Below are 11,968 nucleotides of genomic sequence, written 5' to 3' on the forward strand. Positions count from 1 at the left end.
GAAGGCCGAGCTGCAGCGATTTATTCGTGTTCATAACCGCGATCTTGCCAAACCATTTAAATGGACAAAGAGCGCCGACACGATACTGGCTTCAGTGCGGCGAGCCAAAAATGTGTCACCTAATTAACCGCATGGCCCACTAGCCGGCGGCTGCGATATAATAAAAGTTCGCAATTGCCCAATAGGGTCCCAAGAGAGACATACTATCGAGCTATCTGCATCAGTTTTCCTGAAGTGGGAATAGCATGACTGAAGAAGACCCTGTCGATTGCCTGTCCTTGAAGAGGTGAGAGTTTAAGACGAGAGGAGCCCGTTCAATGAAAACCTCTGACTTGTTTGTCCGCGCTATGGAAGCTGAGGGCGTCGAATACGTTTTCGGTATTCCCGGGGAGGAAAACCTGGACCTGTTGGAGTCTTTACGCGGCTCAAAAATCAAGCTTATCCTCAACCGGCACGAACAGGCCGCCGGCTTTATGGCTGCGACTTACGGACGTCTCACCGGAAAATCAGGCGTCTGTATAGCCACCCTCGGACCCGGTGCTACCAACCTGGTAACAGCCGCAGCCTATGCCCAGCTCGGCGGTATGCCGATGGTTCTCGTCACTGGGCAAAAGCCCATAAAAAGTTCCAAACAGGGGCTGTTCCAGATTGTTGACATCGTCGGCATGATGCGCCCCCTCACCAAATTCACCAAAGCCATTGTTGGCGGCGACTATGTCCCCGCACTTGTTCGCGAGGCCTTCCGCCGCTCGGAGGAGGAGCGTCCCGGGGCCACTCATCTGGAATTCCCCGAGGATATTGCCCGGGAGCAATCCACCGAACCCGTACTGGAAACCAGTTATATTCGCAGACCCATCGCCGAGGACAAGGCAATTCGCAGGGCTGCAGACGCTATTACCGCTTCGCGAAAACCGCTGCTGCTGATCGGCGCCGGCGCTAATCGCAAACTCACTGCAAAAATGCTGCGTAAATTCGTCGAGAAGCTCGAAATCCCCACAGTGACCACTCAAATGGGAAAAGGCGTGATCGACGAGACGGGGCCCAACTTTATCGGGAATACAGCACTATCGGATGGGGATTTCGTGCACCGCGCGATTGAGCAGGCGGATCTGATTATCAACGTCGGCCACGACGTGGTGGAAAAACCTCCATTCCTGATGCGCCCCGGCGGCCCCGAGGTGGTACATATCAACTTTAGTTCCGCTCAGGTGGACCCTGTCTACTTCCCGCAAATAGAGGTGGTCGGCGATATCGCCAACAGCTTGTGGCAGCTCTATGAGCACTTGGAACCCCAGCAACACTGGAGCTTTTCCGACGCTCACCGCATTCGCACCGCTCTGCAAAAGCATATTCGGGAGTGCTCCAATAACAATAGCTTTCCCATTCGGCCCCAGCGGCTGGTGAGGGATGTGCGGGAGGTTATGCCGGAAAAAGGCATCATCGCGCTGGACAATGGCATGTACAAAATCTGGTTTGCCCGTAATTACCCGGCCCACGCTCCCAATACTGTCCTGCTGGACAACGCTCTCGCCACCATGGGAGCTGGCCTGCCATCCGCTATGGCCGCCAAGCTGGTTTTTCCCGACCGCCGGGTAGTCGCCATCTGCGGCGACGGCGGTTTTATGATGAACTCCCAGGAAATTGAGACCGCGGTACGCCTGAATCTAAACCTGATTGTATTGATACTACGGGATGATGCCTACGGAATGATCAAGTGGAAACAGGCCACAATGGAATTCCAGGATTTCGGCCTGGATTTTGGCAACCCCGACTTTGTTGCCTATGCAAATTCCTACGGCGCCCAGGGCCATAGGGTCGAAGCGACGGATGAACTAAAACCTCTGATCGAAAGTTGTTGTAAAGCAGGTGGAGTACACCTGATTGATGTTCCCGTGGATTACAGCCACAACGACCGCATTCTAAATCATGAAATTCCTGAGCTTTCCAGTAAACTTTAATTAGCTCAAATAATACTTACAAGCTGGAGAATTACCCAAGCAATAAAAATAAAAAAGGAGATAAACAAATCGGTTCCAACTTTACACAAGAAAAAAACTCTCCTTCCCCCGATCATAAAATTCAGAGACATGTCTGTACCTTCAAGTCGACACCAGAGTAACCTATGCAGCCATAAATGACTAGGAGCCGGGATCACGTGCCTGGACTGCGAACCGATCGTTTCTCATCATCAATCTAGCGGTGGTTTCGCTGGGCGTATTCTCACAGTGCCCACTGGTAGCTTGGTACAGTAGATGATTAGGTTAGTACATTTTCTACAAGCTGCCCGGGCCCCTAGTCTCTTTTATTTTCAAACTAAGCTGTAAAAGCTGTCCTTATCGACAATCAGAAGGGTACACCTCTTGTTTACCTCAAGAGCTAGCCTGCCTGAAACAATCAGCCACACTGCTACCAGCACAGTTAGCGTTTGGTAGCCTATTGGAGCTTACAAACTCAACTGTTGCTGGCCTTTAACTTATTGATTATAAATAATTTTTTATAGAATCTCGCAAACGACCCAATATCGGGGCCTATCCTACCGGCATTAGCTCAAGTACTTGCGAATTCATGTAATCGCATAGTTACGCCCCTCCTTCGACCAATATCCAAGGGTTAACAAATCTCTATCAAGGTAAAACGTGACCTTGATCACAAAATGAATAATAATTCGTTTACTTTCTTAAGTCGTCCAATATTATTAATATGCAATTTGTGACAAATAAGCATAAAAATGATTTTTATCTGGATGTTAAGCTTATGAAAACAACAAGAATGGCGGATCTGTTTTACACAAAGTACTCTCTCAATTTACTTCCTGGCTGTGGCACTAAATGTCTTGACTATAAAAGACGAAATAGTGACAGCTTTGACACTGAAAAAACTCTTCTCAACCAATTCACACAAGTGTTTTTCCCACCTTAATTCTCATAAGAAGCCCGGAGTCTTTACCTATACACACTGGCTACTAGCCTAGGTATTAAAAAGGCCGTAATTGACGGATTGGGCCCTCAAAGCGGCATATATCGCGACCCGTCTATTTTGACGCGGTTCGGCTGTCCCTTTCCCCCTGGGGGGACACAAAATAGATGGGTCGCGTCCAAATAAAATGGACACAAAATTTCGAAAAGTAATGTACTTTTTACAAAGAGCAAAATAAAAATATCGGTTTAATATTAGGACAACCAATCCTGAAAAGAAGCGATTTGTATTGGTTGGGCATCACTCTATACCCTGTCGTACGAATCGTGAAAATTCAGGCCTAATAGAGCCTTTTAGCCAACTCCTGTACTACAAACTATGGTTTTAATTATGATATCTACTTCAGCGCCTCTGTCATTGTTAGAAAACCTATATTTATAAATTCAAACAATTTTCAGATCGATAAAACAGGCTGGTTCTATGTAATCCGGTAGCAGTGGGCTTCATCCCCTCAAAATGCAACACCCTAAATCCGGCAGCTTTACCGATATCGATAGATTCCATATATTTTTCTCGTGCAGAATCATCTAAAAGAATTACACCATCATCCGTTAAGCATGATAAGCTTTGCTTAAAACAATTAACCCTATCCCTTCCATCGATAATCACCAGTTGGAATTTTCGATCGAATTGCTTGATCGTTCGGCAATATTTTCCATCTTCATCAGCGGGCTGCAGCGTCACGCTAGCGTTTTCCGGCAATTGTTTCGCTATAACTTCAAACCACTTTGGATTATCCTCTACGCTTTGTACCGAGACCACTCGCTCCGCATAAAATAGAGTCGAAAAGCCGCTGCCAAATTCAAACACAGACAGGTTGCTGCTCAAGCGCTCCCTTAGGAATTGTATGACCGAATAATTCATCCACGGCACTGCATTGCCTTCCGCGTCACAGGGATAACCTCGCTTATAGGATTCAAGGTATCCGGTAACCCGAAGATAAGAAGAATTTCGAAATGTTAACTTGCGAGCAGCAATAAATCGCCAAAAAGGGTTTGCCACAGTATTTAAAAACCCGTAACTACCATTGGGTCGATTATAGCCATATGGCGCCAAAAGCTTCAAGTCAACATTCCAGATTCTGCGTCATAGGCAAAAGGGCGGTATCCCATGGACAGACCTAATCTCGGCGCCAACTGCCCTTCCACTCCCCCTTCACCACACTCGCCCCTCAATCCTCCGCGTCACCATCCAATCTCGACGAAATACTGGCAAGCCAGCGCCTAAGTGTCTTTTCATCGGTAGAACTGACCCCATCCGTCAGTTCATTCTCAACAGCCTTCACACACTCTTTTGCTATCGCCAGGAGCTTTAGCCCGCTATCCGTCAATACCAGCTGTTGAATGCGGCCATGGACTGCATGGGGAACCCGCGCGACAGTGTCAGCCTTCACCAGATTACTGATGATAACGCTCACTGTTTGCGGTGTCAGAAATGTCAGTCTGGCGATATCAGCACTCGAAAGGCCCGGGTAGGCGGCGATCATAGTCATCACCGAAAATTGGGGTGGCGTTATAGCGAGATCATCCAGCTGGCGTGCCAGATGGACTTGGTAAGCGTGCGCAGCCTGGCGCAGCAAATAGCCGACATAGCCAGCCTCTCCACGTTTGCCCTCTCCAGGCGCGGGGAGGCCGGAGACCTGTTCCATATTGGACTTGCACATAATATCAAAGTTCTTATATAATGATCGAGCTCTTATACTATAGATAAAGATCCTCTATGCCAAATGAAGCCAAGACAATGACTTATGACGCATTCAGAAGAACCCAGAAAACCGCTCATGATGCACTGATCGCACTTGGGAAGAGCGTTGATGAGGGTGGCCTTGAAAAAGACTTGACCGAACTGGTAAAGCTGCGTGTCTCGCAGATTAACAGCTGTGCGTTCTGCATCCAACTTCATCTAAACATTGCACGCAAGCTCGGGGTCGATGAAGTCAAACTTGGACTCCTGGCCGCCTGGCGCGAAGCCGGTGTCTTCTCTGCACGCGAGCAAGCCGCATTGAACTGGGCGGAACAGCTCACACAGTTCGAGGACAAGAGTACCAGCGAGGCCGAACAGCAATATCTTCGTGAAAGCTTTCAGGAACATGAGATAGTACTTTTGGCGGTCACCATTGGAACTATCAACGCCTGGAATCGCATCGCACGCGGCCTGGTTTTCCACCCACCTGCCTCCTAAAGAGACCAGCGCAGATCCCTTCGCCGCCAATATTCCAGAGTAACCCGATGTATTGGGTAAACGCATCGGCGCCAGAGTCAAAGGAGCAGAAACCCCGAAATTGCGAAGCAAGTACCAGGCTGAAAAGAAGCTGGCCCAACCAGGCAACTCACTGTCAGCCTACTCCGTGGTGCCCGGGAAGTGCGCCTGGAGGAGATAGGGTGGGACAGATATTTCTGGCTGCTTGCCGGGATATGGATCGATAGGCAACAACTGGAACAGCTGGCTATAGGTGCTGGCGTTGCGTATAAGTATCATTGAAGTATAGTGATTCAGACTTGATCTCACAATTACTGATTTCTCGGAAGACGTCTGTTAGGCCAGGTTCAGTTCGCGAACTTTTCACTCCAAACCTGTCTGCCATCACGTAAGTTTCTCATTGGCGCTCTGCCGCAGTACTTTTTATCTTGATGGCTGCATTCATTGTGGTAGTAATCCAGCAAGTTGCCCAGATCAACTTGTAATTCTTCGATCTTTTTGGCCACAGGAGTATCAACTTTAAAATTGAGCGTCTTTATCTACTTCAACGAGTTCACATTTGCGTGTAAATTCATCAAGCTTATCAATAACCAAAATATTATCTTCGCTAGAGAGTGATGATTGAGGACAGCTACCTACGTAAACAGAGTAAGCTTTTTCATTTAAATCAATTAACCATCCATTTTGTATTTCAATCGTATTTTTGGCAATTTTATAGCCAGTTGTATAGTTCCATGGCATACCGCCACTGGCATCTGATTCAGTGAGCCCAAATATTAGCCAATCATTTGTATGTCCCAGATAATGCAAATTATGGATGGCGCTCAATTTAATCTCATAGAAATCTTCAATACTTTCTTTACTAATTAAGAGATGCCTCGTGCCCGATGCATAGATGTTTGAAGAAATTAAGAAACTAAGGGCAAGAACTAAATAGCGCATATTTTATAGGTACATTGGCTTTACTTATGGTTCAATTGTACCATAGGGATTAGAAGGGTAACACTACTGAAATTAGCTGCAAAAACTCTTTGCGGTGAAGAATTCTCTCTATGTAATACGCCGCTCTCAAGGAGACCAGACATCCTTTAGATGGACTAGTTCAGACGGGCTGTTGAAAAAGTCCTGAATTTCTTGTTTTAGCGTGTTCGGTCTTGGATAATATTTCTGGGGCCGACTTGGAGGAAAGCCATGCAGGGACGCACTCAGTTTCAACCAGAGTTGTTTCACACGGTCAACCTCGACGATTTCGTACCGCAGAACCATCTTCTCCGTAAGATCGACGCCGTATTGGATCTTGAATTTATCTATGATCTGACGTCACCATTGTACTGCCCCGACGGTGAATTTGTATACGATAATCGGAGCGATAGATATCGATGTCCAGATGGTCACTGGATGTAACCCTACGACAAACCAGAAAGAATATTATAAAACGGTATCGTATTTTGGGAGGACATTGTAAGATCTGCTCGATGCGATCAGCCTGTTTACCTGATTCACAGAAAAACCGAGCCCGCTTCGTATACAGGAGTCTTCACCAGAGCCATATAGACAAGGTCCGCCGCAGGCAAAGTACCAGACTCTTCAAATCCAAACTGACGGAGCGAGCCTGAAAAGTGGAAGGGCCGTTCGGGGAGGCGAAAGATAACTATTGTTTCCGACGAACCAAATACTGAGGATTGGCAAATGCTCAAATTCAGTTTTACCTGACCGCACTGACGCAAAACCTCAAACGGGTGGCAGCGATGAACCCATTTTTGCGCAAATTAGCGATTAAAATTGTAAATATGGCTTCCTGGAGGGTCGCCCAGGGCGTCTGGGTAAAAAATGATGGCTATCGCCTGGAACTCCTTCCAACGGCAGTCGTGTGGTAAGCGCATTGGGAAGTCGGGTAATAAGAGAAAAATGGGTGGTTTTTCAACAGCCCGTCTGAACTACTACACATTAAAAAAGGAAGAGAAGAATTGATTTGTTTTCTCTCCATGCTTTCAAAATCCAACCATTCATTCTATTGCTCCTAATTTTACTGCTCATCGACCGTTGTTTGGCAAAAAATTTTATACACGCATATTCTCATGAATTCGTTTATCAACAATTATTATAAGGCCATTCTATGCAAGCTTTTGGTTCCAGGTCGACATCTGCTTAAACCAAAGAAAATACACTTGAATCCATACAGGCAGGCCGTAAAAATCGCCGTACAAACCGATGTACAGAATTCAACCACTCTGCCCTTTCATAAATGCAGGACCACCTGTCGCACAGTATGCGAACGGCGGTGCTCCCAGAGATAAATGCCCTGCCAGCTACCCAGCAACAAGCGCCCATTTTGGAAGGGAATGGACAGGCTGCTGGCGGTGAGGGCGGCTTTGATATGGGCGGGCATATCGTCCGCGCCCTCCAGGGTATGTGTATACAGGGGGTCGTTCTCGGGCACCAGCCGGTTTAGCCATTGCTCCAAATCGACACGCGCGGACGGATCGGCGTTCTCCTGAATCAACAGACTGGCCGAGGTGTGCTGGATAAACAGGCTGCAGAGCCCTTCCTGCACTCCCTGGGCAGCGATCCAGTTACCCACCTTGGCGGTAAACTCGTGCAGGCCCTGCCCCCGCACCGCGATTTCAATCCGTCCGACCGGCATTGCGCCCTCCGTCACTTTTGCTTCGCCGCTGATAGCAGCACCTTTGACTGCTATAATCCGCGCCTCTATCGACAATCCCATCACCTGACCAGAACTCAGCATGGCCCTGCACCGCGTAAATATCGACCACTATGCCTCACAACTGGAACAAAAGGCGGCGCGCCTGCGGGATGCCTACCGCCGGTTTACCCATCTGGCGCCGGAGATTCACCCCTCCCCTCCCATCCACTACCGGCTGCGGGCCGAATTCAAGATCTGGCACGAGAAACGCAAGGCACACTATGCCATGTATCGACCGGGAGAGTACAAGCAACCTTTCGTGATCGAGGAGTTTCAGGTGGGCTCACTTTTGATGAACCAGTTGATGCCACAGGTGATGGCGGCGGTCAACAGCAGTGAAACCCTCCGACAGCGCCTTTTCTCGGCGGAGTTCCTCACCACCCTGAGCGGCGATGCACTGGTGACACTGATCTATCACAAAAAGCTCGACCAGTCCTGGGAGGCCGAGGCCAGAGCACTCCAAAACCAACTGGGATTTCCGGTTTTGGGACGTTCGCGCAAACAGAAACTGGTACTGGAAAGAGATTATGTCACCGAGAAACTGCAAATCGGCGACCGGAGCTATGAGTACAAACAGGTAGAGGGCAGTTTCACCCAGCCCAATGGCGCCGTCTGCCGCTCCATGATCGGTTGGACCAAGGACGTCTGTTCTGGCAGCGAGGGTGACCTGCTGGAACTCTACTGTGGCAACGGCAATTTCACGATTCCGCTGTGCGAGCATTTTACCAGGGTGCTGGCGACGGAAATCTCAAAAGTCTCGGTTCTGGCGGCGCAGGAAAATATCCGCGCAAACGGTGTAACCAATCTGGCGGTAGCGCGGCTTTCCAGCGAGGAACTGACCCAGGCCATCGACAAGGTGCGCCCTTTTCGGCGCCTGAGGGATATCGACCTGGACAGCTACGATTTTTCCACCGTATTGGTGGACCCGCCGCGAGCGGGTCTGGATCCGGATACCTGCGCCATGCTGGCGCGGTTCCCCAGGATTCTCTATATCTCCTGTAACCCCGAGACACAACTGGAAAACCTGGAACGGCTCAGCGGAACCCATCGCATAGCGCGTTTCGCATTATTTGACCAGTTTCCCTATACGGATCACACAGAGACAGGTCTGCTACTGGTAAGAAAATAGAACGGCGAAAAACACAGCGAGGATCGCTGGCAGGAGGCAGATCTCGCTGCCAGAGCGCACCGCAAGTCTATCCGGTTTCGGGACGGTCAAAATTCCGCGTGCTGAGCCTGCGCGCCGCATCCAGGGCAAAATCCCGATATTCGGCCTCCAGTGCGGCCATTTCCTGTTCATACTGGAATTGTTTTTTACGCGAGAGTTTTTGCCATTCCTGCAGAATGGGAATATGGCCGGCCTTGTCCGCCACAGTAAAGAAAACGGCAAACTCGTCCCGCACTGATTGCTCCAGCTGCAACGCGTCCATTAACACACGAATGCGGATCGAGGCTTCGATCAGCCCTACACCATCGTTCAGCAGAGTGCGCGCCAATATCTGGATACTTTCAATGAGATTTCTGCGCTGTGCGGCGACACCCTTCTCCAGGGCCTCCAATTGCGCCGCCTGCCGGCGCTGTGCCAACTGCAGTTTGCGCCAATAAAATCCGGCCACTACCGCCAGGCCGAATACAATCGCGGCGGCTACAATCAATACCCAGGCCGGGAAAATCGCCATTCATTACCTCCAGTCGTTTGTTAAAAAGGTGTTATTCACCCGACCGCTCAATAAGTTGCCGGGTTAGTGCGGCCAAGGGAGATGCCGCCGCCGGTCGGAGGCCGGCGCAGGCTTTTGAAAGACAAGGGGCCATACGGCGCGACTGCGCCTTGCTGGTGAACCCGACACAAAGCCTGGAGTTGCACCGAATCAATCAGAGGCCCCCTGGCAGATAGTTGAAAAAAGCTTCCTGCCAGTTTCAAAACACGAAAAGCGAAAAATATGATTTTCACTTTTCTCGCAAAATCAACAACTCACGCGTCGCCGGTTTTGCCGGAACAGCCATATTCCGGTACCAGGCATCAAAATTCCTCGAATTTCAACAGCCTGCTAAAGCCAGGCTTGTAGCAATACCAGACCGGCACTGGCACTCACAATACAGCAGAGCGTACTCAGGGCGACAATATTCGCCGCCAGCTGACTATTGCCGCCCATGGCGCGCGCCATGATAAACGAAACCGTGGCCGCGGGCGTAGCCCCCATCAAGAACAGCACCCCCATGGCCTGGGGCGGCAGCTGCAGCAGCCAGCCGCAGCCGAGTAAAACCGCTGGCACAGCGACCAGCTTGAAAACACAGGCACCGACTGCGGCCAGGGTACTGCGGCGCAACAGGCTGAAATCGAGACTGGCGCCGATACACAGGAGGGCCAGTGGCAATGTCATAGAGGCCAGATAGTGTCCGGTCTGCAGCGCAATCTGCGGCAGTGACAGCGCAAATTGTTTTGCCAGCAGCGCCAGCACAATGGCCAGAATCAGCGGATTGCGCAGTATATCAAGGGTCAGACTTCGCCAGCTCCAGGTATTCCCGCGCCGGTCGTACACCGCAAACAGGGTGACGGCGGCAAGGTTGTACAGAATGGTGACCACTGCCATCAGCAGGGCCGCCTGGGCCAGACCACTGGAACCATAGGCATTGAATGCCCAGGCTATGCCGACAATACCCAAGTTGCCGCGAAAGCCCCCCTGGATAAACACACTGCGGTCACTCCGCGCTACCGGGCGCGCCGCCAGCCAGGCCAGAGGCAGTGTCAACAGGGTTCCCAGCAGGCCGGCGAGTAGCAGCGGTGTCTCCTCAGAGAGCTGGGCGTCGGCGGTAAAAATATTGACAAACAGGAGGACCGGCAGGGTAACCAGGAACACCAGTCGGGTGGCGCCGTCGACAAAGGCAGCGCTCAGCAGTTTCGCCCGCGCCAGGCCATAACCCACCAGCAGTGTGAGAAAAATAGGCCCGGTGACGGAAAATGCAAAGGCAAGGGTTTCCATTGGAAGTCAGGCTTACCCCCCGCAGCGCCGGCGGGCTCGGGTCCGGCATTTACGCTGGGGTGCGGCGCACCGGCCCTGAGTTTCCCGGCGCGAACAGCCGATCAGTGGCGGGAAGGGGTTCACCGCAGTGGCAACAGCCGGCTCGGCACCGGCCTCAGGGGATAAAGAGAACATCTCTGGCACTGGAATTTGAGGTATCCTATGGAGGCTGGTTTCGCAGTTGGAAATCAGTCTGGACACCAGGGTCACCTATGGGTAGCGAAAGCATAGATTGTAACAACGGCAGCACAGTGCACCCAAGTGCGCTGATCTTCGACTCGGGAGTCGGCGCCATTAGCATCGCGCGGGAGCTCCGCCGGCTGCTGCCCGGATTGACCCTGCACTTCGGCATAGACAACGGTTTTTACCCCTATGGCGACAAAGGAGAGGCAGAACTTCGCCCCCGCATCGTGGACACCGCCTGCGCGATGATGACACACACCGGGGCCGATATTCTGGTTATCGGCTGCAATACCGCCAGTACCCTGGCCCTGCCGCCGCTGCGCGAGTGCCTTCCCCAGCCGGTGGTGGGAGTGGTGCCGGCGGTCAAGCCGGCGGCTTCCACCAGCCGCAGTGGCACCATCGCCCTGATCGCCACCGAGGGAACGGTAAATCGCAAATACACCCGGGAGTTGATTCGGGAATTTGCCAACGGCTGCCAGGTGATCAATGTGCCGGCACCGGAACTGGTGCCCCTGGCGGAGGCCAAGCTGCGGGGGGAAACCCTGTCGGCCAGTGACCTGAACCCGGTGATCAGCCGCATCTTCGACGCCCCGGGGGGCGATCACATCGACATAGCCGTGTTGGCCTGTACCCACTTTCCACTGTTGCGAACGGAGCTGGAACGCTGGGCGCCGCGCCCTATCCATTGGTTGGATTCAGGTGCGGCCATAGCCCGCCGGGTGGACTGGTGCCTGCAACAGCTGGGTGTGTCGGCCGGCGGGAAGGCGCAACCGGGGCTGCTGCTGACCAGCGCCGAAGATCCGGATGCGGTGGTCCGGGGCGCCTTCAATGAATTTGCGCTGAGGGCTGTCCAGGTTTCCGGTTGACAGCCGGCGCACAAAACACG

The 11,968-nt window shown here is 51.5% G+C and carries 10 protein-coding genes; 4 read left to right on the top strand and 6 right to left on the bottom strand.

All coding sequences use genetic code 11. The annotated features are described in order from the left end of the window. Positions 1–317 precede the first annotated feature (317 nt). A complete protein-coding gene (locus tag AB1S50_RS14300) occupies positions 318–1,958 on the top strand; it encodes an acetolactate synthase large subunit (protein ID WP_367151538.1) in 1,641 nt (546 codons plus the stop codon). Between the two features lie 1,393 nt (positions 1,959–3,351). Here the strand turns inward: AB1S50_RS14300 and AB1S50_RS14305 are convergent. Next, positions 3,352–4,041, bottom strand: coding sequence for a class I SAM-dependent methyltransferase (locus AB1S50_RS14305; protein WP_367151539.1), 690 nt, complete (start codon positions 4,039–4,041; stop codon positions 3,352–3,354). A gap of 106 nt (positions 4,042–4,147) precedes the next feature. Next, the gene (locus tag AB1S50_RS14310) at positions 4,148–4,639 is read right to left on the bottom strand and encodes a MarR family winged helix-turn-helix transcriptional regulator (RefSeq protein WP_367151540.1); all 492 of its coding nucleotides are present in this window, start codon (positions 4,637–4,639) and stop codon (positions 4,148–4,150) included. A 56-nt stretch (positions 4,640–4,695) separates the two neighbouring features. Here AB1S50_RS14310 and AB1S50_RS14315 point away from each other — a divergent pair, with 56 nt between their 5' ends. Continuing rightward, positions 4,696–5,157, top strand: a complete 462-nt coding sequence (locus AB1S50_RS14315; protein ID WP_367151542.1) for a carboxymuconolactone decarboxylase family protein — start codon at positions 4,696–4,698, stop codon at positions 5,155–5,157. A 537-nt stretch (positions 5,158–5,694) separates the two neighbouring features. Here the strand turns inward: AB1S50_RS14315 and AB1S50_RS14320 are convergent. Together AB1S50_RS14320 and AB1S50_RS14325 are read right to left on the bottom strand one after the other, a co-directional pair. Beyond that, positions 5,695–6,117 (bottom strand): hypothetical protein, encoded by a 423-nt coding sequence (locus AB1S50_RS14320; protein ID WP_367151543.1) that lies wholly within the window; start codon positions 6,115–6,117, stop codon positions 5,695–5,697. A 1,297-nt stretch (positions 6,118–7,414) separates the two neighbouring features. Next, entirely contained in the window at positions 7,415–7,819 is a 405-nt protein-coding gene (locus AB1S50_RS14325) for a secondary thiamine-phosphate synthase enzyme YjbQ (protein WP_367151568.1), read from the bottom strand. 100 nt (positions 7,820–7,919) lie between these two features. Between AB1S50_RS14325 and trmA the strand changes: the two genes are divergently transcribed. Continuing rightward, complete coding sequence (gene trmA / locus AB1S50_RS14330; RefSeq protein ID WP_367151544.1) at positions 7,920–9,008, top strand: tRNA (uridine(54)-C5)-methyltransferase TrmA; 1,089 nt, start codon at positions 7,920–7,922, stop codon at positions 9,006–9,008. A 67-nt stretch (positions 9,009–9,075) separates the two neighbouring features. Here trmA and AB1S50_RS14335 read toward each other — a convergent pair whose 3' ends face one another. Then, entirely contained in the window at positions 9,076–9,558 is a 483-nt protein-coding gene (locus tag AB1S50_RS14335) for a DUF2489 domain-containing protein (protein ID WP_367151545.1), read from the bottom strand. A gap of 369 nt (positions 9,559–9,927) precedes the next feature. Beyond that, positions 9,928–10,860, bottom strand: a complete 933-nt coding sequence (locus AB1S50_RS14340; protein ID WP_367151546.1) for an AEC family transporter — start codon at positions 10,858–10,860, stop codon at positions 9,928–9,930. Between the two features lie 251 nt (positions 10,861–11,111). On the opposite strand from AB1S50_RS14340, the gene murI reads away from it, so the two are divergent. Further along, a complete protein-coding gene (gene murI, locus AB1S50_RS14345; protein WP_367151547.1) occupies positions 11,112–11,948 on the top strand; it encodes a glutamate racemase in 837 nt (278 codons plus the stop codon). The last annotated feature ends 20 nt before the right edge of the window (positions 11,949–11,968 follow it).

The sequence above is a fragment of the Microbulbifer discodermiae genome, from assembly GCF_040742695.1.
In the GTDB taxonomy this organism is placed as follows: domain Bacteria; phylum Pseudomonadota; class Gammaproteobacteria; order Pseudomonadales; family Cellvibrionaceae; genus Microbulbifer.